This window comes from Kribbella sp. NPDC104218 (assembly GCF_055584105.1).
Window position 1 is genome coordinate 153,742 of sequence record NZ_JBVJMQ010000002.1, and the last position, 26,960, is coordinate 180,701.

23 protein-coding genes and 1 riboswitch are annotated in these 26,960 nt (G+C 69.1%); of the genes, 8 read left to right on the forward strand and 15 right to left on the reverse strand.

The features are described from left to right. Window positions 1-5: 5 nt before the first annotated feature. Entirely contained in the window at window positions 6-2,093 is a 2,088-nt protein-coding gene (locus ACZ6ZD_RS16775; RefSeq protein ID WP_465672955.1) for a DUF6351 family protein, read from the reverse strand. 70 nt (window positions 2,094-2,163) lie between these two features. Continuing rightward, window positions 2,164-2,682: a DinB family protein gene (locus ACZ6ZD_RS16780; protein WP_465672956.1), complete on the reverse strand. Its 519-nt coding sequence runs from the start codon at window positions 2,680-2,682 to the stop codon at window positions 2,164-2,166. A gap of 93 nt (window positions 2,683-2,775) precedes the next feature. Further along, window positions 2,776-2,889: riboswitch (SAM riboswitch) on the forward strand. Between the two features lie 16 nt (window positions 2,890-2,905). Between ACZ6ZD_RS16780 and ACZ6ZD_RS16785 the strand changes: the two genes are divergently transcribed. Beyond that, window positions 2,906-4,270, forward strand: coding sequence for an aminotransferase class V-fold PLP-dependent enzyme (locus tag ACZ6ZD_RS16785; protein WP_465672958.1), 1,365 nt, complete (start codon window positions 2,906-2,908; stop codon window positions 4,268-4,270). 10 nt (window positions 4,271-4,280) lie between these two features. On the opposite strand, the gene ACZ6ZD_RS16790 is transcribed toward ACZ6ZD_RS16785, so the two are convergent. From ACZ6ZD_RS16790 to ACZ6ZD_RS16800, 3 genes are all read right to left on the reverse strand, one after another. Further along, window positions 4,281-6,338, reverse strand: a complete 2,058-nt coding sequence (locus tag ACZ6ZD_RS16790) for a prolyl oligopeptidase family serine peptidase (protein WP_465672960.1) — start codon at window positions 6,336-6,338, stop codon at window positions 4,281-4,283. 81 nt (window positions 6,339-6,419) lie between these two features. After that, entirely contained in the window at window positions 6,420-7,940 is a 1,521-nt protein-coding gene (locus ACZ6ZD_RS16795; protein ID WP_465672962.1) for an alkaline phosphatase D family protein, read from the reverse strand. Between the two features lie 39 nt (window positions 7,941-7,979). Then, on the reverse strand, window positions 7,980-9,293 hold the full coding sequence (locus tag ACZ6ZD_RS16800) for a hypothetical protein (protein WP_465672964.1): 1,314 nt from the start codon (window positions 9,291-9,293) through the stop codon (window positions 7,980-7,982). 96 nt (window positions 9,294-9,389) lie between these two features. Here ACZ6ZD_RS16800 and ACZ6ZD_RS16805 point away from each other — a divergent pair, with 96 nt between their 5' ends. Together ACZ6ZD_RS16805 and ACZ6ZD_RS16810 are read left to right on the forward strand one after the other, a co-directional pair. After that, complete coding sequence (locus tag ACZ6ZD_RS16805; RefSeq protein WP_465672966.1) at window positions 9,390-10,424, forward strand: acyl-CoA desaturase; 1,035 nt, start codon at window positions 9,390-9,392, stop codon at window positions 10,422-10,424. 94 nt (window positions 10,425-10,518) lie between these two features. Further along, on the forward strand, window positions 10,519-11,598 hold the full coding sequence (locus ACZ6ZD_RS16810; protein WP_465672968.1) for a fatty acid desaturase family protein: 1,080 nt from the start codon (window positions 10,519-10,521) through the stop codon (window positions 11,596-11,598). Here the strand turns inward: ACZ6ZD_RS16810 and ACZ6ZD_RS16815 are convergent. The 4 genes from ACZ6ZD_RS16815 to ACZ6ZD_RS16830 form a co-directional block, all read right to left on the reverse strand. Further along, window positions 11,575-12,603, reverse strand: coding sequence for a LacI family DNA-binding transcriptional regulator (locus ACZ6ZD_RS16815; protein WP_465672970.1), 1,029 nt, complete (start codon window positions 12,601-12,603; stop codon window positions 11,575-11,577). The two genes, ACZ6ZD_RS16810 and ACZ6ZD_RS16815, sit on opposite strands and share 24 nt — an antisense overlap. Window positions 12,604-12,625: 22 nt before the next feature. After that, entirely contained in the window at window positions 12,626-14,320 is a 1,695-nt protein-coding gene (locus ACZ6ZD_RS16820; protein ID WP_465672972.1) for a ribonuclease J, read from the reverse strand. Further along, window positions 14,317-15,210: a 4-hydroxy-tetrahydrodipicolinate synthase gene (dapA, locus tag ACZ6ZD_RS16825; protein WP_465672973.1), complete on the reverse strand. Its 894-nt coding sequence runs from the start codon at window positions 15,208-15,210 to the stop codon at window positions 14,317-14,319. Before dapA ends, ACZ6ZD_RS16820 begins: the two co-directional genes overlap by 4 nt. Window positions 15,211-15,327: 117 nt before the next feature. Then, the gene (locus ACZ6ZD_RS16830; protein ID WP_465672975.1) at window positions 15,328-16,155 is read right to left on the reverse strand and encodes a metal-dependent hydrolase; all 828 of its coding nucleotides are present in this window, start codon (window positions 16,153-16,155) and stop codon (window positions 15,328-15,330) included. Between the two features lie 458 nt (window positions 16,156-16,613). On the opposite strand from ACZ6ZD_RS16830, the gene argG reads away from it, so the two are divergent. Continuing rightward, window positions 16,614-18,062, forward strand: coding sequence for an argininosuccinate synthase (gene argG, locus ACZ6ZD_RS16835; protein ID WP_465672977.1), 1,449 nt, complete (start codon window positions 16,614-16,616; stop codon window positions 18,060-18,062). A 58-nt stretch (window positions 18,063-18,120) separates the two neighbouring features. Here the strand turns inward: argG and ACZ6ZD_RS16840 are convergent, their stop codons facing one another. The 6 genes from ACZ6ZD_RS16840 to paaA form a co-directional block, all read right to left on the reverse strand. After that, the gene (locus ACZ6ZD_RS16840; RefSeq protein ID WP_465672979.1) at window positions 18,121-18,600 is read right to left on the reverse strand and encodes a GNAT family N-acetyltransferase; all 480 of its coding nucleotides are present in this window, start codon (window positions 18,598-18,600) and stop codon (window positions 18,121-18,123) included. A 62-nt stretch (window positions 18,601-18,662) separates the two neighbouring features. Next, the gene (gene paaE, locus ACZ6ZD_RS16845) at window positions 18,663-19,751 is read right to left on the reverse strand and encodes a 1,2-phenylacetyl-CoA epoxidase subunit PaaE (RefSeq protein WP_465672981.1); all 1,089 of its coding nucleotides are present in this window, start codon (window positions 19,749-19,751) and stop codon (window positions 18,663-18,665) included. Beyond that, window positions 19,751-20,227, reverse strand: a complete 477-nt coding sequence (paaD, locus tag ACZ6ZD_RS16850) for a 1,2-phenylacetyl-CoA epoxidase subunit PaaD (RefSeq protein WP_465672983.1) — start codon at window positions 20,225-20,227, stop codon at window positions 19,751-19,753. The genes paaE and paaD overlap by 1 nt, the downstream gene beginning before the upstream one ends. Then, entirely contained in the window at window positions 20,224-20,958 is a 735-nt protein-coding gene (paaC, locus tag ACZ6ZD_RS16855; protein ID WP_465672985.1) for a 1,2-phenylacetyl-CoA epoxidase subunit PaaC, read from the reverse strand. The genes paaD and paaC overlap by 4 nt, the downstream gene beginning before the upstream one ends. Beyond that, window positions 20,955-21,236, reverse strand: a complete 282-nt coding sequence (paaB, locus tag ACZ6ZD_RS16860) for a 1,2-phenylacetyl-CoA epoxidase subunit PaaB (RefSeq protein ID WP_465672987.1) — start codon at window positions 21,234-21,236, stop codon at window positions 20,955-20,957. The genes paaC and paaB overlap by 4 nt, the downstream gene beginning before the upstream one ends. Continuing rightward, window positions 21,233-22,150, reverse strand: a complete 918-nt coding sequence (gene paaA, locus ACZ6ZD_RS16865) for a 1,2-phenylacetyl-CoA epoxidase subunit PaaA (RefSeq protein ID WP_465672989.1) — start codon at window positions 22,148-22,150, stop codon at window positions 21,233-21,235. The genes paaB and paaA overlap by 4 nt, the downstream gene beginning before the upstream one ends. 174 nt (window positions 22,151-22,324) lie before the next feature. Here paaA and ACZ6ZD_RS16870 point away from each other — a divergent pair, with 174 nt between their 5' ends. The 4 genes from ACZ6ZD_RS16870 (at window position 22,325) to ACZ6ZD_RS16885 (ending at window position 26,581) form a co-directional block, all read left to right on the forward strand. After that, the gene (locus tag ACZ6ZD_RS16870; protein ID WP_465672991.1) at window positions 22,325-23,515 is read left to right on the forward strand and encodes a DUF418 domain-containing protein; all 1,191 of its coding nucleotides are present in this window, start codon (window positions 22,325-22,327) and stop codon (window positions 23,513-23,515) included. A gap of 62 nt (window positions 23,516-23,577) precedes the next feature. Next, window positions 23,578-24,186, forward strand: a complete 609-nt coding sequence (locus tag ACZ6ZD_RS16875; RefSeq protein WP_465672993.1) for a GNAT family N-acetyltransferase — start codon at window positions 23,578-23,580, stop codon at window positions 24,184-24,186. 17 nt (window positions 24,187-24,203) lie between these two features. Then, entirely contained in the window at window positions 24,204-24,770 is a 567-nt protein-coding gene (locus ACZ6ZD_RS16880; protein WP_465672995.1) for a helix-turn-helix domain-containing protein, read from the forward strand. 89 nt (window positions 24,771-24,859) lie between these two features. Then, on the forward strand, window positions 24,860-26,581 hold the full coding sequence (locus ACZ6ZD_RS16885) for an alpha/beta hydrolase (protein WP_465672997.1): 1,722 nt from the start codon (window positions 24,860-24,862) through the stop codon (window positions 26,579-26,581). The last annotated feature ends 379 nt before the right edge of the window (window positions 26,582-26,960 follow it).

The following is a 26,960-nucleotide window of genomic DNA, read 5'->3' on the forward strand; positions in this document are numbered from 1 at the left end:
GACGGTCAGAAGGTCGGCCAAGGGTCGCCCGGACGCCGCTGACCGACGCCGGGCATCTGCCAGTCACAGACGCCGCTCGGGAAAGTCTGTCGTAGCGCAGCCCACTGCGCGGGAGTAAAGCGGACGTCGTATGCCGCCGGCGACAGCGGCCGCAGCGTGCACTTGATGATGTCGTTGGCGACGGAGGCGCCTGCTACCTGCCGCGGGGAGGGCCAGACGGGGTAGAGCGAGTTGCAGCGCGTCTTGCCGATCCCGTTGACCTGCCGCTCGGTGAACTTCTCGCCTTGCGGGCTCCAGCAGGCGTCGGTGAGGGACGCCGGCCTGTTCCGGACGACGCGGGCGTGCAGCGAGCCTGGTCCGCCGTCCGCGTCGATGTCGTCCATCCACTTGTCCAGCGCGCTCAAGGCCGACTTGAGCACCGGGTTGCCAGTGCTGAAGCCGCCGGGCGCGTTGCCGGACTGTACGAGCATCACATGGTTGCCAGCGTCACCGTTCGCCAGCCGCAGCCGCTCCCGCAGGGAGAACGAGTGGAAGGCGAGGTGGATGTCGCCGTTCGGCAGCTCGTCGGTGTACTGGCGGTAGTCGACGATCGGCGTACCGCTCAGCCCTCCGCTACCGCTGACCAGCTGGCCGGTCCGGTACGCCGTGTCGATGGCCGACGGATCGGCGACCGTCCGGCCCGGGACGAAGTCGGCGTCCTTGCCGAAGCCGCCGATCTTGCGGTTCAGCTCGACGAACTGCGCGGCGGTGATCTTCCCGGCGTTCAGCGCGGCCAGGCCGTACTGGACGCCGACGTTGTCCAGCGGACGCCGGGTAGCGCCGGCGTGCGGACCCCAGATATTCACCTGATGCGAGTAGACGTCGCAGCGCGCACCGCGCGGGTTCCGCACCGGGTCGTAGCGCTGCGCGACCAGAAGTTGCTCAGGGCAATAAACTCGCGGGTCGATGCGCCGGCCCGCGCCGGCGAGGTTCGCGATCGTCTGCACTCGGCCGAAGCCGGCGGCGGCGCGCTTGGCGGCGTCCGTCCAGCCGGTCGCCGACGAGAAGTAGTGGTCGAGCAGCAGCGCGTCGGTGATCGTGTGCAGGGTGGCGAAGCCGACCTCGGGGAAGACGCAGGCGGCGATGACGCCGTCCAGCAGGCCCGGGTAGTTCTCGGCGATCTGAAACACCTGGTACGACCCGCCGGAACAGCCCCAGCCGATCGTCTGCCGCGGGACGCCGATGGTCTCGACGATGTGCTCGCGCGTCATCGCCATCGTTTCCGCGGCCAGTACGCCGTTGCAGTTCGTCCCGAACACGTTCAGGCTCGAGGACGCGACGGCGTACCCACGGCCGAGCATGATGTCGTCGCCGACGCCGCCGGTGTTGCTGCCCTGCCGGTACCAGCCGCCGGGACAGCCACCGCCGAACGTGTAGATGAGCCGTCCGTTCCACCCGGTGGGCGCGCGCTCCGGCGTCGGAGCTCCGGCCTCCGGGTCGTGCAGGACGGCGAACTCATAGATGGACCGGTTGATCACCCCGGTCTCGACCCGGACGATGTACGGCACGCGCCGCCCGTCGGACGTCGTCGTACTGGCCAGATCCGCCGGCCGGGAGGACGGCAGCACCTTCAGCGACCGGTCCGTCTTCGAGCGGTACAGGTAGTCGATCCGCGTCCGCACCGAGCAGTTATTCCCGGTCGGCGGACCGAGCTGCACCTTGGCGAGGGTGCGGAACTTCGCTGTCCCGCAGATGTACGGCATCTCGTGCTTCCCGGACAGCATCGGGCCGGACCGCGGATAGTTGGTGACCGCGAGCCGGGCCTCGGCCGCGGCCAGCAGGTTACGGCCGAGCCGCAGGCCGCTGACGAGCCCGACCAGCCGCTCCCCCGTCCCGCTGAACGCGTCGGACACGTCGCGATCGTTCAGCCGGACCTCGAGATTGGCCAGGTTCTGCCCGGTGATGCCGATCAGCACGTCGCCGTCGCTGACCAGCTCCGCGCGCGGCGACGAGAGCACCTCGATCCGGACGCCGTACGCCGCACTCGCGGGCGCCGCGAGCAACGCGGCGCACACCGCGAGCACGAGCGTGACGAGGGCGGCCGGACGCAACATGCCGCGAGTTGACCACAGCAACCGGTCCATCGGAAGGCTTGTTACCAGATCGAGCGAACTGCTTGATCTGTCAGGCGCCAGTGGTCCCGTCCAGCTGCTCGCGGACCAGGTCGGCGTGGCCGCAGTGCCGCGCGTACTCCCCGATCAGATGGATGTAGATCATCCGCAGCGTCGACTCCGTCCCACCGAACACGAACCGCTCGTCGAGCGACCGTCCGGACGCCGCCTCGTCGGACAGCCGCCACTCGGCGATCAGCCCTTCGTACGCCGCCTGCGCGTCGGCCGGGTCGATCAGCTCGAAGTCCGCGTCCTTGCCGAGCTCGGGCGCGTACAGCGGCTCGGCGGGATCGCCTGAGGCGAAGTGGATCCGGAACCAGATCCGCTCGACCTTGGTGAGATGCCGGATCAGGCCGAGCAGCGACAGATTGGACGGCGGTGACGGGCGGGCGGCGAGCTGCTCGGCCGTCAGACCGGCGCACTTGACCAGCAGCGTCGCGCGGTAGAAGGACAGGTAGCCCTGCAGCAGCTCGCGTTCCGGTGCGGTCAGCGAGCCGTCCGGGCGGGTGACATCCGGGGCTTTCCAGGTCATGTTTCCTCGCTTCGTCTCACGATGTAGTTACATATCTCATTGGGCGAGATTAGGGCTGGCGTCCCCGTGGCCGGTTCGTTACCGTTCTCGGCAGGTCATGAGTGTCAGCGTCAAGCCCCGGCTCGCTGACCGGCAACCCTCCTCCGCGGTGGGGTGCCCCGGGTGAAGACCAGGCCGTGCGGATACCCCGTTCGGCAAGTGCGGACTTCCCGGGAGCGAAGCCATGTCGATCCTCTCCATCCTCGAGCCGGCCAGCACGACCAGCCCGCGTCCGGCGGTCGCCCGGCTCAGCACCGGCAGCATCCCCGCCACCGTCGGCTCGGACCTGCTGGTCCCGCTGGCCGACGGCCGCGTCACGGACTACGCGAACTTCGACCACGGCGCCAGCGCGCCCTGTCTGGAGTCGGTGCGCGCCAGCGTCGAGGCGGCGCTGCCGTCGTACGCGTCGGTGCACCGCGGCAACGGCTACGCCTCCCGGATCACCACCCAGTGGTACGAGCGGGCCCGGGCCGAGGTACACGGCTTCGTCGGCGCCCGTGCGGACGACCAGGTCATCTTCACCCGGCAGACCACCGACGCGCTGAACCTGCTGGCGCACGCCGTCCCGGCTGACGCGACTGTGGTCGTCTTCGAGTCCGAGCACCACGCCGCGCTGCTGCCGTGGGACGCCGAGCGCACGGTGCGGCTGCCTGCCCCGGCCTCCGCGACCGAGGCGGTCACCGCAGTCGCCGACGCGCTGCGGACGGCGCCGGAGGGCCCGCGGCTCGTCGTCGTCACCGGCGCCTCCAACGTGACCGGCGAGATCTTCCCGATCGCCGAGCTGGCCGCGGTCGCCAAGGCGCACGGCGCGCGCATCTGTCTGGACGCCGCACAGCTCGCCCCGCACCGACCGGTCGACATCGCCGCGCTGGACGTCGACTGGGTCGCCCTGTCCGGCCACAAGCTCTACGCGCCCTACGGCGCTGGTGCCCTGATCGGTCGCGCCGACTGGCTCAACGCCGCCGACCCGTACCTGTACGGCGGCGGCGCCACCACCTCGGTCAGCGGCGACGGCGTCGTCTGGGCGAGCGGCCCGGCGCGGCACGAGGGCGGCTCCCCCAACGTCATCGGCGCCATCGCCCTCGCTTCGGCGTGCGCCACGATCAGCCGGCACCGCGAGGCCATCGAGCAGCACGAACGCAGCCTGCTGGCCCGGCTGCGCACCGGTCTGGCTCAGATCGCCGGTGTGACGACGTACTCGATCTTCGGCGCGGAGGCCGACCGGGTCGGCACGGTCTGCTTCACCCTCGACGGGCTGAGCTCGACGCTGGTCTCCGCCGCGCTGAGCGCGGAGTACGGCATCGGCGTCCGGGACGGCAAGTTCTGCGCGCACCCGCTCGTCGGCCACCTCCTCGCGGAGGCGCCGGAGCACGGCACCGCAGTCCGCGCCAGCCTCGGCCTCGGCACGACCCGCGAGCATGTGGACCGGCTGGTGAACGCCGTCCGCACGCTGGCCGCTAACGGGCTGCGCGCGGAGTACGAGGACACCGACCACGGCTGTCAGCCGATCGAAGACCCTCGCGACCTCCACGCGCCCCGCATCTGGTGACGCCACCCTCCTACTGCTCAGGAGGTTCAAGGCCTACATGGTGAGCAGCGAACGCCAGTAGGTCCGCCCACTCCGACGCGATCTTCGCAGCCGGCTTACCGAAGCCGTGGCCGGTGTTGACCTCGATACGGGTCAAGACAGGCGCGGCAGCGGCCTGGGCATGCTGCACCGCGGCGATGAACTTGTGACTGTGCAACGGCACCACGCGGTCGTCGTGATCGCCGGTGACGACCAGAGTGGCCGGGTACGCCGTCCCCTCCTGCACGCGATGCAACGGCGAGTACGCGAGCAGGTCGTGGAACTGCTCCGGGTCCTCCGGTGAGCCGTAGTCCGACACCCACGCCGCGCCCACGGTGAACTTGTGGAACCGCAGCATGTCCAGTACGCCGACGCCCGGCAGCGCGACCGCGAACAGGTCGGGCCGCTGGGTCATGACTGCGCCGATCAGCAGACCGCCGTTGCTGCGGCCGTGCACGGCCAGCTGCGCCGGCGTGGTCACACCGGTGTCCTGCAGATGCTCAGCGACCGCGATGAAGTCGTCGAACACGTTCTGCTTGTTCTTCAGCCGCCCGGCGTCGTGCCAGTCGCTGCCGTACTCACCGCCGCCCCGGAGGTTCGTGATGACGAGCACTCCCCCGGCGGCCAGCCACGCCGGCCAGCCCGGCCGGTAGTCCGCCTGGATCGGGATGCGGAAACCGCCGTACCCCCACATGAGCGTCGGACGCGGCGTGGAGAAGTCCAGGTCCGAGCGACTGATCAGGAAGAACGGTACGTCGCGGCCGGGCGCGATCTGCCGCGTCACAGTGACCTGTGGGGACGTGAAGCCGCCGGAGCCGCGCACCAGCTCGGGCAATGCCCGGACGTCGCCACTCGCCGCGGAAACGACGTACGACAGCGTGGGATCGGTTGTCGTGGACAGACCGACGAAGACCTCGTCGTGCTTGGTGCTGCTGTTCAGCCCGACCACAGCGCCGCCAGCCACGTTGACATGCGTCGCACCCGAGCCGTCCAGCGCATAGAGCGTCACGACCGGCGCTGCGTCGATCAGCGTCAAAGTGACCAGACCGGACGCCGTCGGGCGGACAGCCTGCAGCGTCGCCTCCTCCTCCGGGATCAGGTCGGTGAACACGCCGTCGAACCCGGACCGGACGACCCGGCCCCGAGGCGCGTCCCGGTCGGTCTGCAGCACCAGCTGGTCACCGGACATCCGCACGAACCAGATCTCGTCGGCGAACTCGTCGACGACCTTGATCGGCTCGCCGAGCCCGTCGGAACTGAGCGGGTAGACCCAGACCCGAGTGGACGGGTCGGTGCCCTCGGTGATGTGGACGATCAGGTAGCGGTCGTCGTCCGAGATCTCCGGGCTGATGAAGTACTGGTTGTGCTCGGGGAAGCCGAGGATCAGCTCGTCCTCCAGCTGCGGCGTGCCGACCCGGTGCAGCATCAGGTAGCCGCTGCTGAGGCTCTCGGTCTCAGTACCTTCGTTGCGCTGGTTGGCCGGGTAGTGCAGGTACAGGAACGCCGAACTGTCCGGCAGCCAGGTCGCCTCGCTGAACTTGGCCTCCGTGACCACATCCTCCACCGGCTCGCCAGTGGCGATGTCGAGCAGCCGGAACGACGTCCAGTCGCTGCCGCTCTCGTTGATGCCGTAGGCGAAGTACTTGCCGTCCGGGCTGACTGTGAAGGAGGCCAGCGAGTCGGAGCCGTCGTCCGACAGCTGGTTCGGGTCGATCAGCACCCGGCCGCCGTCCAGCAACTCCTCCAGGGACTCCGCGACGTAGACGACGTCCTGCGCCTGGGTGCCATCGTTGCGGCCGACGAAGTACCAGCCGCCCTTCTTGGCCGGGACTCCGGCGCGCGGACGGGCCAGAATCGCCGACATGGTGGTCTGGAACCACTCCCGCTCCGCATAGCCGCTCAGCTCGGCCTCGGTGTGCTCGTTCTGCCGTGACACCCAGTCCTGGGTGTCCGGAGCGTCAGGGTCTTCCAGCCAGCGGTAGGGGTCTGCGATCTCTTGGCCGTGCAGTGTCTCGACCACATCGTCACGGCGGCTTTCCGGAGAGGTCATGGCGCAAACCTACGTCGTACCCACCGCCCCCGGTGGGCGGCATCCCGCACAGGCGCCGGGGGTCGGCGGGTACGGCGGGCCCTAGCGGCGGGCCGGGGTGAGGTCTTTGGTCCAGAGGACCTTGCCGTAGAGGTCGCGGAGGGAGGCGGTGAAAACTCCGGTGCGCGGGTCGATCGCGACGTGGCCGAAGAACTGGTTGCCACCGCTGGGCGGCTGGTTCGGGAAGTCGGCTGCCTTCACGAACTCGACCTTCGGGCCGAAGGTGGAGTCCAGGGAGTTCGGCCCGAACGTGCCGGCGTTCACCGGACCGGCGACGATCTCCCAGAACGGGTCGAAGTCGGTGAAGGCCGCGCGGGACGGGTCGTAGTGGTGAGCGGCGCAGTAGTGGACGTCGGCGGTCAGCCAGACCGCGTTGCGCACCTTGCGCTTCTTGAACTGGCTGAGCACCCAGGCGATCTCGTGCTCGCGGCCACCGGGCGCGCCGTCGACGCCGTTCGCGACGGCCTCGATCAGCGAACCGTCCGGAACGAGCACTCCGAGCGGCATGTCGCTGGCGATGACCTTCCAGGTCGCCTTGGAGGAGGCGACCTCCCGAACCAGCCACTGGGCCTGCTCGGCGCCCAGCATCGCGACCGGCCCGGCCACGCCCGGAGCGGGATTGGCGTCGCGGTAGGTGCGCATGTCGAGGCAGAAAACGTCCAGCAGCGGGCCGTAGCTCACCTTGCGGTAGATGCGGTTCCGGCCGGCGGTGTGGACCATCGGCAGGTACTCCAGGAACGCCTTCCGAGCTCGTGCCGCCAGGACGTCGACACGGCGCTCGGTGTAGCGGGAGTCCTCGAGGATCTCGCCGGGGTACCAGTTGTTGACCGTCTCGTGGTCGTCCCACTGGCTGATGATCGGGACGTCGGCGTACAGGTCGCGGACGTTCTCGTCGAGCAGGTTGTACTTGTAGCGCCCGCGGTACTCCGCGAGCGTCTCGGCCACCTTGGCGACCTCCTCGGTGACGACGTTCTTCCAGACCGTGCCGTCCGGGATCTTGACCTCGGCCGCGATCGGGCCGTCCGCGTAGATGTTGTCGCCGGAGTGCAGGAAGAAGTCCGGACGGGTCCGGTGCATGGCCCGGTAGGCGATCATGCCGCCGAAATCCGGGTTGATGCCGTAGCCCTGGCCGGCGGTGTCGCCGGTCCAGACGAAGGACACTCCCCGGTTGCGGCCCGGCGTGACGAAGGAGCCGGCCCGAGACTCGCCCCGACGTCCGTACGCGTCCTCGAACGCGATCCGGTAGTCGTAGCGCTGTCCGGGCCGCAGGCCCTTCAGCGGCAGCTGTGCGGTGTAGTCGGCGTCCGGCCCGGTGACAGGACCACGCAGACGGATCGCCCGGTCGAAACGGCCGTGACTGGTCAGATCGACGACCAGGCGCGCTCTGCGATCAGTGCGAGACCAGACGACTGCTGAGTTCGAGGTGACGTCACCCGACATGATTCCGGACGGCATGGCCGGCCGGTCCCGGCGTACGACGGTGGCAGCCGCGGCTTCTGGCAGAGCCAGGGAAACGCCGGCGACTGAGGATGCGGCCAAGAGCTGGCGGCGACTCAAGTTCATGCTGACAAGCGTGATCCGCCCGCATGGCCCGCGAGTGAACTACTGATGACCCCTTCCCTCGATTGCGGTCAGAGCACTCTGGAGCAGCGTCCGGCTCCGGGTCTCCCAGTGGTTACGTGGTCCGGCGTACGTCTCGTACATCGCCAGCAGCCTTCGCAGCTGCGGTACGGCGTCCGCCGCCACACCACCCCACAAAGCCAGGCCCTCGAGCAGCAGCCAGTCCGGACCGTCCAGTCCGCCTCGCGTCGAGTACGACCCGTTGTCGTGACGCGTCACCCGGGGCGGCTCGGTGGCTGCGAGGCGCCGGACGACGTCGGGCAGGATCGCCGCCGCGTGCGGGCGCATCGCGCCGAAAGCAACGTGGTCGAACCCGGATCCCTCGGCCCGGCTGCCGGTGCGAATGACCTTCAACAGGACGGGTAGCGCTCGGACGTCGCTCGCGCGCGCCAAGGCGGTCATGGCAGCCTCGCGCAGGAGCAGGTTGTCGGACGCCGCGGCGACTGCGAGCTGGTCGGCGACCGGACTCACGGCCCCCGGCGGAAAGGCTCCGAAGGCACGCGTGGCGCGCAGTCTGGTGTCAGCGTCCGCCTGTGGGTCCACTATCGCATCGGCGACGGCCGTCATCAGCTGTTCGATCTGGACGGCGTCCAGTCCGTACTCGATCGAATTCCGGGCCACCAGGCCGGCTGTCGTCAGGAACGTCGGCGGACGCCAGGTGTTCGCGGCCAGGCCGAGCTGGAAGCGCAGCCGGAGAGCGGGCTGGTCGCTGAGGTACTCGTCCACGAGCTCCTGCGGAAGGTCGGCGGTGAGGTCGAAGTACGGCTGGTAGGCGATCGGCAGCGCGGCAGCCATCGAATCGACCGCTTCCGGTGAGAGCCTTCGCCCGTAGTGCTGCAGGACGCCGAGGCCCGCTGCGAAGGCGTCCAGCGGCGGGCCGGAGGTGAGCGTCGCCGTCAGCCAGCTCTCGGTCTCGGACCTGAGCTGATGCTCGAGTGGTAGCGAGCTCGCCAGGCGAGCGACGGCCAGAAAGGCCCCGACTCGCACCGCTTGGTTGAACTCCCCCGCCAGCAATGTCCGAAGCATGGCTAGTGCGTCCTCGGCGTCGTCCCAGCACCACTCGAGGACCTGGGTGAGAGTGGCGCGAATTTCTGGATCGTCTGCGGCCAGATGGGGCTGGAGCCGGACCAGACCAGTGTCTACGGCTGCGGCGACTCGTTCCGACCAGTCGGTGTCCGGTGAGGGCTCGCAGCCCAGCCGGGTGAGGAGTTTGTGCATGCCGCGGTCGGTGAAGGTGCCGAGACAATCCCAGCCGTCGGCCTCGTCGCAGAGTTGTTCGTGAGCAACGCCATTCACGGAGTCAGGATGGCGCACCTGGGTGGACTGTCACCGGCTGCGTCCGGTTTGCGCCATGGTGCGACGGCGTTCATGCCGTCGGCCGATGCTGGCCGCGTGAGCACTCAGGAGCAGTACGTGAGCTTGTACACGGATCTGTTGCGCACGGTGCGCGAGCTGGGCCTGCTGCGGCGTCGGCAGGGGTACTACTACGTGCGGATGAGTCTGGTGTTCGCGGCGCTGGTCGGCGTGGCTGTGGGTGTCGTCGTACTGGGTGACAGCTGGTGGCAGCTGGTGCTGGCGGCTCTGCTGGGGCTGGTGCTGGTGCAGGTGGCGTTTCTGAGTCACGACAGCGCGCACCGGCAGATCTTCGAGTCGGCAGCGCGGAACGACCTCGCTGCGCGGATCCTGGCCGGCGGAGTCGCGGGGATGAGTGTGACGTGGTGGCGGAACAAGCACTCGCGGCATCACGCGGCGCCTAACCAGGTGGACAAGGATCCTGACGTCCAGCTGAAGGCCATCGCCTTTACGCCGGATGCGGTCGCCGAGCGTGGACCGGTCGGACGGTGGATCGCTGCGCGGCAAGGGTGGTTGTTCTTTCCGCTGCTCACGCTGGAAGGGCTTTCACTCCATGTGTCCAGCTTGCGGCACCTGTGCCAGCGCAGCGCGAGCCGAGTCGAGCTCTGTGTGGTCGTGGCCCGGCTGGTGGCGTATGTGAGTGCGCTGTACCTGCTGCTGCCGGCCGGGAAGGCTACGGCGTTTCTGGCAGTGCAGCTGGCAGTTTTCGGCTTCTGCCTGGGTGCCGCATTCGCCCCGAACCACAAGGGAATGCCGCTGGTTCCGAAGGGGATGAAAATCGATTTCCTGCGCCGCCAGGTGCTGATGTCGCGCAACATCCGCGGCGGCGTCCTCACCGATTTCGCGATGGGCGGATTGAACTACCAGATCGAACACCACCTGTTCCCGAGTATGCCGCGACCGGCGCTGCGCACGGTCCAGCCGATCGTCCGCGAGTACTGCGAACTGCACGGAATCGCCTACACAGAAGTAAGACTGGTCACTTCGTACCGGATCGTGGTCGACTACCTGAACCATGTCGGACTGCGGGCTCGCGATCCGTTCCAGTGCCCCTTGACCCGGGTACTAAGGTGACATCCAACAGCCACAGCTCGTGGCGCTGCCCGACACTTCGGTAGCGCGTCGACCTTACGTACGATCGACCGGAGTGTTTCTTATTTCGTCGCTCATGGCGGACGACCGTCCGCAGCATCGCTATACCCACCTGTACACCGAGCTCGCCCGCACGGTCCGCGAACTGGGACTTCTGCGACGCCGCCGGGGCTACTACTGGACGCGGATCGGTCTGGTGCTCGCCGCCTTCGCCGGCGTCTGGGTCGGGGTCGGCCTGATCGGCAACTCCTGGCTGCAGCTGTTGATGGCCGGTGCGTTCGCCTTCGTCCTGACCCAGGGCGCCTTCCTCAGCCACGACAGCGCGCACCGGCAGATCTTCGACTCCGCCGCGTGGAACGACTGGACCGCACGGCTGATCGCCGGCGGCCTGATCGGCATCAGCGCCGGCTGGTGGCGGTCCAAGCACAGCAAGCACCACGCCGCGCCGAACCAGATCGACCGCGACCCCGACATCGGGGACGGCGTCGTCGCGTTCACCCCGGACAACTTCGCCAAGCGCACCGGCATCCGCGCCTGGCTGACGCAGCGCCAGGGCTGGCTGTTCTTCCCGCTGCTCACCCTCGAGGGCCTCAGCCTGTACGTCGCCAGCGTGCGGCACCTGCTGCGCCGCAAGGCGTCCCCGGTCGAGCGGATCGAAGCCACGATCGTGCTGAGCCGGATCGGCGGCTACATCGCCGTCCTGCTGATCCTGCTGCCGCCCGGTAAAGCCGCCGCGTTCATCGGCATCCAGCTCGCGGTGTTCGGCGTCCTGCTCGGCGGCTCGTTCGCGCCCAACCACAAAGGGATGGCGCTCGTCCCGGCGAACATGAAACTGGACTTCCTGCGCCGCCAGGTGCTCACCTCGCGCAACATCCGCGGCGGCGTCCTCACCGACTTCGCGATGGGCGGCCTGAACTACCAGATCGAGCACCACCTGTTCCCGAGCATGCCGCGACCGACGCTGCGCAAGGTCCAGCCGATCGTCCGCGAGTACTGCGAACTGCACGGCGTGAAGTACACCGAGGTCGGGATCGTCGAGTCCTACAAGGTCGTCATCAACTACCTGAACAACGTCGGCATCCAGGCCCGCGACCCGTTCGACTGCCCGCTGGCCTCGCAGCTGCGCTCCGGCTCAGCCGGGCGGGATTTCGCCTGAACCGCGGATCGTGAGCTTCACCGGCACGCGGACGGTACGCCCGGGCCGGTGCGGCTCGGGCAGCCGCTCGGTCATCAGCTGGATCGCCGTGCGGGCCATCACGTCGGCCGACTGGGCGACGGCGGTCAGGCCGGGGCTGAGCAGGTCGCCGAGGGCGAGGTCGTCGAAGGAGACCAGGGCGACCTGGTCCCGGCGGCCGGCCATCCCGCGGAGGACTTCGGCGGTGGTCATGTTGTTGGCCGAGAGCAGCGCGGTGGCGGGCTCGGGGCGATCGAGGACGGCGGACAGCGTGATGCCGATGCCCTCGGTCGTCGGCTCGGACAGATGCACCAGGTCCTCGTCGACGTCGATACGGTGCCGGGCCATCGCGGCCCGGTAGGCGACCACCCGCTCGCGGGCGGTGAAGATCCGCTCGTCGTCGCCGAGGTAGGCGATCCGGCGGTGGCCCTGGCGGACCAGGTGGTCGATGGCCTGATCGATCCCGCCGGCGTTGTCCGCGAGGACGGCGTCCGCCTCGATACCGTGCGCCGGCCGGTCGATCGTGACGACTGCCATCCCGGCGTCCACATGCGGGGCCAGGTACTCCTGGGTCTCGCCGATCGGCGCCATGATCAGGGCGTCCGGACGCCGGGCCACGAACTCCAGGCAGACGTCGCGCTCGCGGTCCGGGTCCTCGTCGGTGAGGCCGATCATCACGACCGAGCCGGACGAGCGCGCCCACAGCTCGACCGCGCGGCCGAGTGAGGCGAAGAACGGGTCGCCGATATCGCGGATGACGACCGCGATCGTGCCGGTCCGGCCGCGGCGCAGCATCCGGGCCGACTCGTTCGGGGTGTAGTTCAGCTCCTTGATCGCCGCCTGGACCTTCGCGGTCAGCTCGGGGCTGACGTTGGGCTCCTCGTTGACGACCCGGGAGACCGTCTTCAGGGCGACCCCGGCCCGGGCCGCGACCTCCTTCATCGTGGGCCGGCGCTGGCCCGTGCCGTTCACACCGTTGACGCTCATCGCCGGCCCACTCCCCTTTGTCTCAGCTCTCCACGACGACCGGGATGATCATCGGGCGGCGGCGGTGGGTGTCGCTGACCCACTTGCCGACCACCCGGCGGATCACCTGCTGCAGCTGGTACATGTCGTCCACGCCGCCGCCGATCGCCTTCTCGATCTCCGCCTCGATCTTCGGCTTCAGGGTGTCGAAGACGGTGTCGTCCTCGGCGAACCCGCGGGCCTGGATCTCCGGACCGGCCGTCAGCTTGCCGGTGACGGAGTCCATCACAGCGATGACCGAAATGAAACCCTCGTCGCCGAGAATCCGGCGATCCTTCAGCGAGGTCTCGGTGATGTCGCCGACCGTCGAGCCGTCCACGAACACGTAGCCGCAGTCGACCTTGCCGGCCACGACGGCCTTGCGCTCGATCAGGTCCACGACCACGCCGTCCTCCACGACGACGACGTTCTCGCGCGGGACGCCGGTCTGGATCGCCAGCTCGGCGTTCGCGTGCAGGTGCCGGATCTCGCCGTGTACGGGCATCACGTTGCGCGGCTTGACGATGTTGTAGCAGTAGAGCAGCTCGCCGGCGCTCGCGTGCCCGGACACGTGCACCAGGGCGTTGCCCTTGTGGACGACGTTCGCGCCGTGCCGGGTGAGGCCGTTGATCACCCGGTAGACCGAGTTCTCGTTGCCGGGGATCAGCGACGACGCGAGGACGACGGTGTCACCGGGCTGGATCTGGACGACGTGGTGGTCGTTGGCCGCGATCCGCGACAGCGCCGACATCGGCTCGCCCTGGGAACCGGTCGAGACCAGCACGACCTGCTCGGGCGGGTAGTTGTCCAGCTCGCGCATGTCGATCAGCGTGTCACCGGGCACGTTCAGGAAGCCCAGGTCGCGGGCGACGGCCATGTTGCGGACCATCGAGCGGCCGACGTAGGCGACCTTGCGGCGGTGCTTGACCGCGGCGTCCATCACCTGCTGGACGCGGTGCACGTGGGAGGCGAAACAGGCCACGATGATGCGCTGGTTCTTCGCCTTGGTGAAGACGCCGTCCAGCACCGGGGCGATATCGCGCTCGTGGGTGGTGAAACCGGGGACCTCGGAGTTGGTGGAGTCGACGCAGAACAGGTCGACGCCCTCCTCCCCCAGCCGCGCGAACGCGTTCAGGTCGGTGATCCGGCCGTCCAGCGGGAGCTGGTCCATCTTGAAGTCGCCGGTGTGCAGCACCAGGCCGGCCGGGGTGCGGATGGCGACGGCCAGCGCGTCCGGGATGGAGTGGTTGACGGCGACGAACTCGCAGACGAACGGGCCGACCTGGAGCTTCTCGCCCTCGACCACGGTCTGCTGCGGCACGTTGCGGTGCCGGTGCTCCTTCAGCTTGCCCTCGAGCAGCGCGAGCGTGAGCTGCGACCCGATCACCGGGATGTCGCCCCGCTCGCGCAGCAGGTAGGGCAACCCGCCGATGTGGTCCTCGTGGCCGTGCGTCAGCACCACCGCGACAACGTCGTCCAGCCGGTCCCGGATCGGCTGGAAGTCCGGGAGGATCAGGTCCACGCCGGGCTGGTTCTCGTCGGGGAACAGCACGCCGCAGTCGACGATCAGCAGTTTGCCGTCGTACTCGAACACGGTCATGTTCCGGCCTACTTCACCGAGGCCGCCGAGCGGGATGACCCGCAGAGCGCCCGGCGCCAGCGGCGCGGGCGCGTCGAGATGCGGATGGGGGTGACTCATGCAATCAGTCCTGCCTGTTTCAAGTCGGCGGTGAGCCGCTCCACCTGCGCGGGCGTCGCCTCGATCAGCGGCGACCGCAGGGTCGCGTGGTCGAGGACGCCGGTCAGCGTGAGCGCGGCCTTCACCATGATGGCGCCCTGGGTCATGGTCATGATCGTTTCGACGGCGGGCACGAGCCGTCGATCAATCTCCTGTGCCGTGCCGAGGTCGCCCGCCACCGCGGCGTCGATCAGCTGCCGGTACTGCGGGCTCGCGACATGGGCCACGACACTCGCGATGCCGACCGCGCCGATCGCCAGCGAGGCGAGGTTCAGCTCGTCGGCACCGCAGTAGTAGAACAGATCGGTGTTCGCGAGCACCTTGGTGGTGGCGGCCAGGTCGCCCTTGGCGTCCTTGACCGCGACGATCCGCGGGTGCGCGGCGAGCGCGATCAGCGACTCGGTGGTGATCTCGACACCGGCCCGGCCGGGGATGTCGTAGAGCAGGTTCGGCAGGCCGGTCGCGTCGGCGACCTGCGTGAAGTGCGCGCGCAGGCCCTCCTGCGGCGGCTTGTTGTAGTACGGCGTCACGACCAGCAGCCCGTCGGCGCCGGCGGCCTCGGCCTGCCGGGCGAGCTCGATCGTGTGCGCGGTGTCGTTGGTGCCGACGCCGGCCACCAGCTTGGCGCGGTCGCCGACGGCCTCGCGGACCGCCCGGATGACGTCGGCCTTCTCCTGGTCGGAGGTGGTCGGGGCCTCACCCGTCGTCCCGTTCAGGATCAGGGCGTCGTTCCCGCCGTCGACGAGATGGGTGGCCACCTTCTGGGCCGCGGCGAGATCGAGCGTGCCGTCGGGCTGGAAAGGGGTGACCATGGCCGTGGTCAGACGGCCGAAAGGAAGAGGCGAGGACATGGGGCTCAGATTACCGCTCCGCTGCCTCGAAGAAATGAGTAGGCCTGATGGCTGTCCGCTCGGGGGTCCGGGCAGCCATCAGGCTCACTCGTCCTATCGGGCCGGGCCCAGGAGTCGTTACACGTTCCACGAAAAAAGTCCGGAAAAAATTCTGTGCGCACTTTGAGTGATTTCTCCGTCACTGAGGGTAGAGATTACGAACGGGAGGACGCCGGGCAGGAGCAGGACGCCGGCGGCGAGCAGGACGGGCGCGATCAGGAGGCGCTCGACCCAGCCCCCGGTGCGGAACCTGAGGAGCTTCGGTAACCGGAGTTCGTACCAGGTCTCGCCGCGGATGGGCAGCGGCCAGAGCCAGGGGCAGCCGGCGCGGGTCAGGCTGTCGCCGAGGCAGTGGGTGAACATGCCGAGGCCGACCGCCACGCCGATCCAGCCGCCGATCCCGCTCAGGCCCGCCTGGAGCGCGTCGGCGGTCGTCGTCGCGGGGAGCGCCGCGCCGAAGACCGTCCAGGCGCCGGCGCCGAGGACGACGGCCAGCAGCCAGTCGCCGAGCACATGCACCGCCAGCAGCAGACCCGCCGCCGCGACCGCGAGCACCGCCCACTTACCGCGGTCACCGAGGCCGGCCGCGAGGAACCCCAAGCCGATCGCCGCCGCGAGCGTGTGGCTCGCATGACGATGCTGCCCGGTGCCGTCCTCGTCGCGCGGGCCCTTCGTCAGATGGTAGAGCGCTCCGGAGAACCTCCGGATGACGGCCGAGATCAGCCCGGTCACCGGCCCGAGGAACCGGGACGCACTGGCCCCCGGGTGATCCAGATCCGGCACCAGCGCGTACCCCGCCGTGGCCGCCGCGAACGGCACCACCTCGGCCACCGTCGTCAGCCCCACCATCGGCGCCACCGCCAGCCCCGCAACCCACCCCGACAAGGCATGCGACCGCCCCATCATCCCGCGCCTCACTCCCTCCCCAACCGAACCCCCATCCTCTCACTCCAACCCCACCAGCCACACCATCAACACCTCACCTCTCCCCAGCACAGGCAAAACAGCCTCGCTCCGCTCGCGGACGGAGTTGAGCGGACAGCCGAACGAAGGAGCCCGGAGGAGCCTCGCTGCGCTCGGGCAGCTGCGTCGGGCGACGACAGTCGGGCCCCGCCACTTCGCCTGGCGAAGGCAGAGCAGCCTCGCTCCGCTCGGCGGAGGCGAGGAGCCGGCGCCACCGGGCGACAGTTGTCGCGCCGGGCGGCGCTGGGAGAACGCTGTGCTCGACAGGTGACTCCGGCATGAGGTGATCCCGGGCCACCGCTTGGCTGAGGCGAGCGGCGTCGCCGCGCTCGGCGGGGTGGGCGAGGGGCCTGCTCCTGGACGCCGGGCCCGGGAGTGGGTTTGCATAATCATTCAGGGGGATGCATACTTTTCCTGTGTCCAAGGTGCTTACGTCATTGCCAGTTGGTGAGCGGGTCGGGATTGCCTTTTCGGGAGGGCTCGACACGTCGGTCGCGGTTGCGTGGATGCGGGACAAGGGGGCCGTTCCTTGTACTTACACCGCTGATCTGGGGCAGCCTGATGAGCCTGATATCGCGTCGGTGCCGGGGCGGGCGACGGCGTACGGGGCGGAGCTGAGCCGGTTGGTGGACTGCCGGGCGGCGATGGTCGAGGAGGGGCTGGCGGCGCTGGCGTGCGGGGCGTTCCACATCCGGTCGGGTGGGCGGACGTACTTCAACACGACGCCGATCGGGCGTGCGGTGACCGGGACGATGCTGGTCCGGGCGATGCTCGACGACGACGTCCAGATCTGGGGCGACGGGTCGACGTTCAAGGGCAACGACATCGAGCGGTTCTACCGGTACGGCCTGCTGGCGAACCCGCAGCTGCGGATCTACAAGCCGTGGCTGGACGCGCAGTTCGTGCACGAGCTCGGCGGGCGCAAGGAGATGTCGGAGTGGCTGGCCGCCCACGACCTCCCGTACCGCGACAGCGTCGAGAAGGCGTACTCGACCGACTCGAACATCTGGGGCGCGACGCACGAGGCGAAGACCCTGGAGCACCTCGACCAGGGCGTCGAGATCGTCGACCCGATCATGGGCGTCGCGCACTGGGACCCGAGTGTCGAGATCGCCCCCGAGGACGTCACGATCGGCTTCGTCCAGGGCCGGCCGGTGACGATCAACGGCAAGGAGTTCGGGACGGCGGTCGACCTCGTGCTGGAGGCGAACGCGATCGGCGGCCGGCACGGACTCGGCATGTCGGACCAGATCGAGAACCGGATCATCGAGGCCAAGTCGCGCGGGATCTACGAGGCCCCCGGGATGGCGCTGCTGCACGCGGCGTACGAGCGGCTGGTGAACGCGATCCACAACGAGGACACGCTGGCCAGCTACCACAACGAGGGCCGCAAGCTCGGCCGGCTGATGTACGAGGGCCGCTGGCTCGACCCGCAGTCGCTGATGCTGCGGGAGTCCCTGCAGCGCTGGGTCGGTACGGCGGTGACCGGCGAGGTGACGCTGCGGCTGCGGCGCGGTGAGGACTACTCGATCCTCGACACCACCGGCCCGACGCTCAGCTACCACCCGGACAAGCTGTCGATGGAGCGCATCGAGGACTCCGCCTTCGGCCCGGTCGACCGGATCGGCCAGCTGACCATGCGCAACCTCGACATCGCCGACTCCCGCGCCAAGCTGGAGCAGTACGCCGGTCTCGGCATGTTCGGCATCGAGAACCCGGCCCTGTCGGCGTCCACCCAGCTGATCGGCGAGCTGCCGACCGGCGGCGCCGAGGCGATCGCCTCCCGCGGCGAGGCCTCCGAGGAGGACATCCTCCTCGACCGCGCCGCCATGGAGGCCGGCACCGACTGACCAGCCCGAACCCGGCAGCCCGGCCCTCCTCAGGTGGAGGGGCCGGGCTGTCTGCCGTTCAGCCGAGGCTGAGGACGTAGCGCTGTTCGAGGCGACCGCTGCGGGGATGCGGCACCGGTTCGCCGTCGGCGACCCACGCCAGCCGCAGGTAGAGCTCGACCGCACGCACGTTGTCGGCGTAGACGCTCAGCCGAAGACTCTTGAACCCGAGCCCACTCGCATGTGTCGGCAGCTCGGTCAGCAGCGATCGCGCCACACCTCCGCCCCACGCGGCCGGGCGGACGCCGAGGTACCGCAGCTCGGCAACTGTCGCGTCAACCGGCTCCACGGCGGCGAAGCCCACGGCGTCGGCCACCTCCGGCGAGTAGGCCATCAGCAGGAACGACTCCGGCGAGGCATCGAGGACGGACTGAATCACCGGACGGGCCAGATCGAGGCTCGGCACGGTGGCTTCGCCGTCCCGAGCGGCCGTGGTCTCCGCCCAGATCCGCGCCGCCTGGTCGACTTCGGTCGCATCTCGCGTCGGTGTCACCTTCATGCCGCGTATCTTTCGGCACCGCACGGACGCGCACCACCGAATTACCCACCGACACGCGGGAGTCAGGCGTCGAAGTCGAGGGTTACGGCGGGGGTGGTGGGGTGGGACTGGCAGGTGAGGACGTAGCCGGCGCGGATCTCGTCGGGTTCGAGGGCCCAGTTGGTGTCCATGCGGACGGCGCCGTCGACGACTTTGGCGCGGCAGGTGCCGCAGACGCCGCCTTTGCAGGCGAAGGGGGCATCCGACCGGACGGCGAGGGTTGCGTCCAGGACGGGTCGGCCGTGCTCGCCCAGCGCGAAGGTCGATCGGCGGCCGTCCAGGATCACAGTGACCTGTGCGGCGTCCGCCTCGGCGGCAGCCTCCTCGACGGGCGCTTTCGGCGCTTCGTCGCCGACATGGAAGAGCTCGGCGTGGACGTGCTCGCGGGCGACGCCTTCGGCGAGTAGCAGCTCCTGGGCGCCGACGACCATCGCGTAGGGACCGCAGAGGAACCACTCGTCGACGCCGGCGATCGGAAGGATCGTCGCGAACATGCGCTTCAGCCGGTCGGTGTCGATGCGGCCGCTGAACAGCTCCACCTCGGTGGACTCCCGCGACAGCACGTGCACCAGATGGAGGCGCTCGGCGTACACGTCTTTCAGGTCGGCCAGGTCGTCGGCGAACATCACCGAGCCCGCGGTCCGGTTTCCGTAGAGCAGGGTGACTCGGCTGGACGGCTCCACCGAGAGGATCGTCGACACCAGTGACAGGACCGGTGTGATGCCGCTGCCCGCGGCCACGAACGCGTAGTGCTTGGCGTTGGCCGCGTCGAGCGTCGTCCCGAAACGGCCGAGTGGCGTCATCACCTCGAGCTCGTCGCCGACCTTCAGCTCCTGCGCCGCGTACGCCGAGAAGGTGCCGCCCGGGATGCGCTTCACACCGATCCGCAGGACGCCGGAGCCGGCGGGTGAGCAGATCGAGTAGCTGCGCCGGACGTCCTCCCCCGTACGCCGAACCGTCAGGTGCTGGCCGGCGGTGAACTCGTACTCCCCCGCCAGCTCGGGCGGTACGGCGAAGGTGATCGCGACCGAGTCGTCGGTGATCGCATCGATCGCCGCCACCTTCAGCGCGTGGAACGTCGCCCGCCGCCGCGGTGCAATCGCAGTAGTCATCAGATCGCCTTGAAATGATCGAAGGGCTCGCGGCAGCTGTTGCAGCGCCAGAGCGACTTACAGGACGTCGAACCGAAGCGGCTGAGCTCTGTCGTGTCCGGCGAGCCGCAGAGCGGGCAGCGGATCGTCAGCGCCAGCATCACCGGACCGCCAACCGCACGCGTTCCGGTCGGCGGTGCGATGCCGTACTCGGTCAGCTTCGACTTTCCGGCGTCGCTCATCCAGTCCGTCGTCCAGGCCGGTGACAGTACGGTTTCGACCCGGCCGTCGACGCCCAGGTGGTTCAGCGTGAGCTCTACCTCGTGCCGGATGAGGTCCATCGCTGGGCAGCCGGAGTACGTCGGTGTGATCGTCACGACGACCTCATCACCTTCATGCCGCACGCCACGCAGTACGCCGAGGTCGGCGATGGTCAGCACCGGCACCTCTGGGTCTGCGACCTCTCCGACCGCGTCGAGGATCGCAGCGTCGGTCACCACGTCGCACCCGGGTGTGAACGCGCCACATGCTGCAGCTCGGCCAGCAGGTACCCCAAGTGCTCGGTGTGACGACCGCTGCGACCGCCGGTGTGCTGGTACGACGCCTCCGGGCGACTACAAGTCGACTCGTCGATCACGGCGAGCACGCGGCGCTCCCAGTCGGCGCGTAGCGACGCCGGGTCGACGGCAACCGCCAGCCGGCGGACCAGCTCATCCGACTCGAACATCTCGCCGGTGTACGGCCAGAGCGCCTCCAGCGCGGCCTGCATCCGGCGGTGGCTCTCTTCGGTGCCGTCACCCAGCCGCAGCACCCACTGCGTCGCATGGTCGACGTGATACGCCACCTCCTTGACGGCCTTCCCCGCGACCCCGGACAGCGTCTCGTCGGCGCACGTCCGCAGCTCTTCGTAGAGGAGGTGCTGGTAGGTGGCGAAGTAGAGCAGGCGGGCCATGGCGTGCGCGAAGTCGCCGTTCGGCAGCTCGCACAGCTGCAGGTTGCGGAACTCGCGCTCCTCGCGGAAGTAGGCCAGGTCGTCCTCGGTGCGGCCGTCCAGCGAACCGGCGTACTGCAGCAGCGAGCGGGCCTGCCCGAGCTGGTCGAGCCCGATGTTGCCGAGGGCAACATCCTCCTCGAGCTGCGGCGCGGCCGCGATCCACTCGGCCGTGCGCTGCGCCGCGATCAGCGCGTCGTCACCCAGCCGGACGGCGTAGTCGAAGAGGTCGCTCACAGGTGCTCGACACCTTCCGGGACCTCGTAGAACGTCGGGTGCCGGTAGACCTTGTCACCGGCCGGGTCGAAGAACTCGTCCTTCTCGTCCGGGCTGGAGGCGGTCAGGTCGGTCGCCCGCACCACCCAGATCGACACGCCCTCCTGGCGACGCGTGTAGACGTCACGCGCGTTCCGCAGCGCCATCGTCGCGTCTGGCGCGTGCAGCGACCCGACATGGGTGTGCGACAGCCCACGGCGCGACCGGACGAAGACCTCCCACAACGGCTCGATGCTCATGCCACAGCCTCCTGACGCTTCGCTGCGTACGCCGCTGCGGCCTCACGGACCCATGCGCCGTCCTCGTGCGCCTTCACCCGATGCGCCAGCCGCTTCTCGTTACAGGGCCCGTTGCCCTTCACCACCTCGTACAGCTCGGCATAGTCCGGCTCGGTGAAGCTGTAGTGCCCCGTGCTCTCGTCGTACACCAGACCGTCGTCCGGAACGCGCAGCCCGAGGACGTCGGCTTGCGGGACGGTCATGTCGACGAAGCGCTGCCGCAGCTCGTCGTTGCTGTGCCGTTTGATCCCCCAGGCCATCGACTGCTCGGAGTGCGTCGAGGCGGCGTCCGGCGGGCCGAACATCATCAGCGACGGCCACCACCAGCGGTCCAGCGCGTCCTGTGCCATGGCCTTCTGGCCCGGAGTGCCGTTGCACAGCGAATGCAGGATCTCGAACCCCTGCCGCTGGTGGAACGACTCCTCCTTGCAGACCCGGACCATGGCGCGCGCGTACGGCCCGTAGGAGCAGCGGCACAGCGGGACCTGGTTCACGATCGCGGCGCCGTCGACCAGCCAGCCGATCGCACCGATGTCGGCCCAGGTCAGCGTCGGGTAGTTGAAGATGCTGGAGTACTTCTGGCGGCCCGCGTGCAGCAGGTCGAGCAGCTCGGCCCGATCCACGCCGAGCGTCTCGGCGGCGGCGTACAGGTAGAGGCCGTGGCCGGCCTCGTCCTGGACCTTGGCCATCAGGATCGCCTTGCGGCGCAGCGACGGCGCCCGGCTGATCCAGTTGCCTTCGGGCTGCATGCCGATGATCTCCGAGTGCGCGTGCTGCGCGATCTGCCGGATCAGGGTCTTGCGGTACCCCTCCGGCATCGCGTCCCGCGGCTCGATCCGGCCGTCGGCGTCGATGGTCGCCTGAAAGCTGTCCATACGCGTCAGCATAGCCCAGTTGTGACACTTTTTCTCCAGATCGACGACAGGTGTCACAAGGGTGGTGCTGGCCCCACCCCGGAAGGGGGCGCAGCGCACTGGGGCCGCGGTCCGGCGGGCGGCAGGATCGAGGTAACAGTTCAAGGACTACACAGTTTTGAGAGGTGGATCCCCGTGACCACGCAGAGCCTCCCGGCCGCCGATCACCGCGGACCGGTCACCGGTACCGAACGCGCGCTCGCCCCCGACCTGATCCGCGGGGCGATGCTGCTGCTGATCGCACTGGCCAACAGCGCCAACTTCGCGTTCGCCGGCCAGCCCGGCGTCGAGAGCGCGCCGCACGGCCTCGAGCGGGTGCTGAACCTGCTCAAACTCACCTTCGTCGACGCCCGGGCCTATCCGGTGTTCGCGGTGATGTTCGGCTACGGCCTCGTCCAGCTCGCCCGGCGGCAGCGCTCGTCCGGCGCGACGCCCGGCGCCGTCCGGCGGATCCTGCTCAAGCGCAACGGCTGGCTGATCGCCTTCGGCCTCGTGCACGCGACGCTGCTGTACTTCGGCGACTTCCTCGGTGCGTACGGCATCGTCGGCATCATCTGCACGCTGCTCCTGCTCAACCGCGGCGACAAGTTCCATCGGATCGTGATCGGGATCTGGGCCCTCGAGATCGTGTACGTGCTGTACTGCGCGGTCTCCGGTGCGCTCGCGGTACTGAACAGCTCTGGACAGGTTCATTCGCTGACCAACGACCCCAACCCGTCGCTGGCCGCGGCGTCGTACGGCGCGAGCGTCGTCGAGCGGCTGCAGGAGTACCCGCTGCACACCGCGAGCGTGATCGGCTTCGTCATGGTGGTCTGGCTGGGCATCTGGGCCGCCCGCAATCAGATCCTGGAGAACCCGGCCGCGCACCGCACGCTGCTCACCCGCGTCGCCGCAGTCAGCACGAGCCTCACCGTTCTGGGCGGTCTGCCGCTGGCACTGGTCGGTGCAGGCTGGCTGCACGTCGACGAAGCCGCAGTGAACGCCCTCAGCCTGCTCTCACACGTCAGCGGCATGTTCGGTGGCCCTGGGTACGTCGCTCTGTTCGGACTGCTCGTCGCCCGGATCACCACGCGCACCCTGCCGGTCCGAGCAATCTCCGCGCTCGGCCAGCGCTCGATGTCGGGCTACCTGTTCCAATCGGTCTCCTGGATGGCTCTGCTGGCCCCCTTCACTCTCGACCTCGGACACCGCACCGGGAGTACGGCGTACGTCGCTCTCGGCTGTGCTGTCGGCGTCTGGCTGCTGTCGGTCGCCGGCGCCTACGCGATGAGCCGCCGCTCCTACCGCGGTCCAGCCGAGACGCTGCTCCGCAAACTCGTCTACTGAGCGGACAGTCGCCGGCCGGACCTGGTGTCCGGCCGGCGACGCTGCCTTGGGAGGATGACCCCATGAGTGACTTCGGCGTGCCCGAGCCCGCGAATCTGACCGAGCTGTCCGGCGAGAGCCCGGTCGCCGAGACGAGCGTGCGGCTCGCGTTGCCCGCCGAGGCGAACGCGATCGGCGAAGTCCAGGTCGCGGCGTGGCGCGCGGCGTACGCCGGCCTGCTGCCGGTCGAGGTGCTGGCCGACCTCGACCCCGCACAGTTCGCAGCCCAGTGGCGGGCCGCGCTGGTCGCGCCCGGCGAGGCCCGCAACCGAGTCATGGTCGCGCTGGCCGGCCGGACGCTCGTCGGCTTCGCTGCGATCACTCCGTCGGACGACCCGGACGCCGACCCGCGCAACGACGCTCTGATCGCCGAACTCGCCGTCCAGCCTGATGCGACCCGCGCAGGTCACGGCTCCCGGCTTCTGAACGCAGTGGTCGACACAGTCCGCGCCGACGGCTTCAAGCGCGTCACTGTCTGGGTCAACGCCACCGACGACACCACCCGCGCGTTCTACACCGAAGCGGGCTGGGCCCCGGACACCGCGCACCGCGAGCTCGACCTCTACGGCGACGGCTCGGTGCGCATCAAGCAGATCCGTCTGCATACCGACCCTGCCGACGCCCCGGAATAGGTGGCACGCTGACCCGCATGACAGAGGTGCGGGTTAACGAGGTCGGGGACATGGTGCTGACCGAGGCCGCGGCGATGCGAGCCTTGGCACAGCCGGTGCGGCTGGCTCTGATGGATCAGCTGACTCGGCACGGCGCAGCGTCGACAGCTGAGCTGGGCGCTGCGGTAGAGGTCAGCGCGGCCGAGGCGGCCGGGCATCTGGACCAGCTGGCCGCAGTGGGCCTGGTCCGCCGAGTCGACGACGACTGGGAGGCCTGTGGGCGCGGGCTGTTCTTCGAAATCCCCGAGGGCGGACCAGTCGATGTCCAGGAGGCCGCGCGGGCGCTGAGCAGCGCAATGCTGCTCAGCTACGAGCATGTGCCGCGTGAATGGGTCGAGGACACCGAGCCGTTGCTGGACGTGGACTGGGCCCGATCGGCGGGTCTGTTCAACGCAGGTATGTGGCTGACCGCAGCAGAGCTGCGGAAGGTGCAGGAGGACCTGGAAACGCTGTTGATGCCTTATCTGCAACGGACCGGGCCGACCGAGGACGCGCGCCGGGTCCGGATGCTGGCCTACTTCCTGCCGCCCGCAGCCGACAGCTGATCGACGCCGGGCCGGGGGTGGTGCTCGACCGCCCGCAGCCGACATGACAGATTGCGACGGTCCGATCACGTTTTGCCGTTGGAGTCTGTATGAAGCTCGCCTCCCTGGCCGTCGGCCTGGGGCTTTCCGCCACCGCCGTCCTGATCGTTCCCGGATCGGGAGCGACCGCCTCGATGGAGCCGGGGGTGATCGTCGACAAGGCACGGCCGGTCGCGAACAAGTACCTGGACCAGAAGCTCAGCTGGCGGCAGTGCGGCGGCGAGGAGCTGCGGACGTTCTGCACGAAGATCACCGCGCCACGGGACTGGGCCAAGCAGTCATCCGGGCACGACATCCAGATCGCGGTCAGCAAAGTCGCACCAGAGCGCGGCAAACCGAGCCGGGTCGTGTTCGGCAACCCTGGCGGCCCTGGCGGCGCAGGGCTCGGTATGGCGCCCTTCCTGGCCGGCCAGCCTGCACTGGCCAAGACCCACCTGGCAGTCGGCTTCGACCCGCGCGGCACCGGTGAGAGCACCAACATCACCTGTCAGGGCGCACCGGGTTACACGATGGACGCCCGCGACCGCGACCCGTGGAACCTCGACCTGATCGCCGCTGCCTCCGGCCTGCACCAGGCGTACTGCGATCGGCAGTCCCGCGGTCTGCTCCCCTACATCACCACCGCGCAGACCGTGCAGGACATGGACCTGATCCGGCAGCTGCTCGGCTTCGCCACGATCGACTTCGTCGGCTACTCGGCCGGCACCTGGATGGGCGCGTACTACCAGGCCTACTTCCCGCAGCACGTCGGCCGGTTCGTGCTGGACTCCAACACCGACTTCACCAGCCCCTGGATGACCAGCTTCGCGGCCCAGCCGGCCGCCTTCGAACGCCGGTTCCGGGAGGACTTCGCGACCTGGGCGGCCAAGTACGACGACCGGCTGCACCTCGGTACGTCGCCGCGGCTCGTCGTCCGCGGCTACGAACGGTTACGCTCCGCGCTCAAGAAGCAGCCGGTCACCGAGGAATTCCTGGACGGCTCGGTCCGCATCACCTACGACCAGAACAGCCTGGACCAGATGGTCGCCGGGGATATGTATACAAAACTCGACTTCTACTCGCTGGCCCTCGACCTGGCATTTCTCCAGGACCTTTCGGCGACCCAGGCAAAGGGCGGCCCGCGGGCGGCCCAGCGCAAGGTCGACGCCTTGTCCACCGCCCGCCAGCACGAGCTGGTCCGGCGTGCGCACCGGACGCCGGTCGGCCTGGTGCCGCTCGGCGACGACTACGAGGACGCGACCTTCACCGCCGTCACCTGTAACGACACCGCCTGGCCGCAGGGGCAGGAGCACGCCGACCAGCTGGCCGGCCGGCTCGGGCCGCGGAACCCGCTGATCGGCTGGACCGTGAACGAGAACCCGTGCTTCTACTGGGACCGCCCGCGGCTGAACCTGCCGCAGCCGACCGGCAAGGGCCTCCCCACGACTCTGATGGTCCAGAGCGCTCACGACCCCGCCACCAGCTACTCACTCGCCACAGCGGCCCACCAGCGGTACGCCGGCTCCCGGCTGCTGACCGTGACCGGCGAGGGCGACCACGGCGTGTACGGCGGCGTGAACCGCTGCGCCGACCGGATCGTCGACACGTTCCTGTCCACCGGCCGCGCGCCGCGCCAGGATGTCAGCTGCCGCGGCGAGGGCATCCCGGCGCCGAACCCGGTCCCGGACGTGCCCGGCGCGGACGCCGACGTCCCGGCCGCCCAGCTGCGGGATCGGTCGCCGCTGCGCCGGATCCAGGGATTCTCCGCGGCCATTTCCGGTTATCTGCGCTGAATTCATCACGAATCGGCAGCGACCAAACGTTTGAACGCATTCCGTCGGGGCATTCCCGGGGCCGGTTTCGTTATACGCACGGACAGGTCCCGGTCACGGTCGGCGAAATTCCCCGGATGCCTTCGTTGTCAGGACATATTTGTCAGGGCGATGTCAGGGTTCCGTCCCTGTGCGACGCAGCGTGACTTCGGGAACCTTGGTGCAGCGCGGGGGAACCCGTCGTCGACTGGGAGGGCTCGACGACGGTTCCCACCGCCGAACGTGGCTTCGGCCGGCTGCAAGGTGGGGGGACTGCCTGGGGGGTCAGACAGAGGCGCAGCCGGCCGGGTCACGCGAGGCCCGTCGCTCCCCAGATCCCTCGCGGGGCACCTTCGATCCC

Excerpts from the sequence above, each read along its gene's own strand:
- paaB (WP_465672987.1), bottom strand. The coding sequence starts at position 21,236 with ATGAGCATCGAGCCGTTGTGGGAGGTCTTCGTCCGGTCGCGCCGTGGG.
- ACZ6ZD_RS16775 (WP_465672955.1), bottom strand. The coding sequence starts at position 2,093 with ATGTTGCGTCCGGCCGCCCTCGTCACGCTCGTGCTCGCGGTGTGCGCC.
- ACZ6ZD_RS16785 (WP_465672958.1), top strand. The coding sequence starts at position 2,906 with ATGTCGATCCTCTCCATCCTCGAGCCGGCCAGCACGACCAGCCCGCGT.
- ACZ6ZD_RS16830 (WP_465672975.1), bottom strand. The coding sequence starts at position 16,155 with ATGATGGGGCGGTCGCATGCCTTGTCGGGGTGGGTTGCGGGGCTGGCG.
- dapA (WP_465672973.1), bottom strand. The coding sequence starts at position 15,210 with ATGTCCTCGCCTCTTCCTTTCGGCCGTCTGACCACGGCCATGGTCACC.
- ACZ6ZD_RS16815 (WP_465672970.1), bottom strand. The coding sequence starts at position 12,603 with ATGAGCGTCAACGGTGTGAACGGCACGGGCCAGCGCCGGCCCACGATG.
- ACZ6ZD_RS16820 (WP_465672972.1), bottom strand. The coding sequence starts at position 14,320 with ATGAGTCACCCCCATCCGCATCTCGACGCGCCCGCGCCGCTGGCGCCG.
- ACZ6ZD_RS16840 (WP_465672979.1), bottom strand. The coding sequence starts at position 18,600 with ATGAAGGTGACACCGACGCGAGATGCGACCGAAGTCGACCAGGCGGCG.
- argG (WP_465672977.1), top strand. The coding sequence starts at position 16,614 with ATGCATACTTTTCCTGTGTCCAAGGTGCTTACGTCATTGCCAGTTGGT.
- paaA (WP_465672989.1), bottom strand. The coding sequence starts at position 22,150 with ATGGACAGCTTTCAGGCGACCATCGACGCCGACGGCCGGATCGAGCCG.
- ACZ6ZD_RS16795 (WP_465672962.1), bottom strand. The coding sequence starts at position 7,940 with ATGAACTTGAGTCGCCGCCAGCTCTTGGCCGCATCCTCAGTCGCCGGC.
- ACZ6ZD_RS16780 (WP_465672956.1), bottom strand. The coding sequence starts at position 2,682 with ATGACCTGGAAAGCCCCGGATGTCACCCGCCCGGACGGCTCGCTGACC.
- ACZ6ZD_RS16885 (WP_465672997.1), top strand. The coding sequence starts at position 24,860 with ATGAAGCTCGCCTCCCTGGCCGTCGGCCTGGGGCTTTCCGCCACCGCC.
- ACZ6ZD_RS16790 (WP_465672960.1), bottom strand. The coding sequence starts at position 6,338 with ATGACCTCTCCGGAAAGCCGCCGTGACGATGTGGTCGAGACACTGCAC.
- ACZ6ZD_RS16810 (WP_465672968.1), top strand. The coding sequence starts at position 10,519 with ATGGCGGACGACCGTCCGCAGCATCGCTATACCCACCTGTACACCGAG.
- paaE (WP_465672981.1), bottom strand. The coding sequence starts at position 19,751 with ATGACTACTGCGATTGCACCGCGGCGGCGGGCGACGTTCCACGCGCTG.
- ACZ6ZD_RS16880 (WP_465672995.1), top strand. The coding sequence starts at position 24,204 with ATGACAGAGGTGCGGGTTAACGAGGTCGGGGACATGGTGCTGACCGAG.
- ACZ6ZD_RS16875 (WP_465672993.1), top strand. The coding sequence starts at position 23,578 with ATGAGTGACTTCGGCGTGCCCGAGCCCGCGAATCTGACCGAGCTGTCC.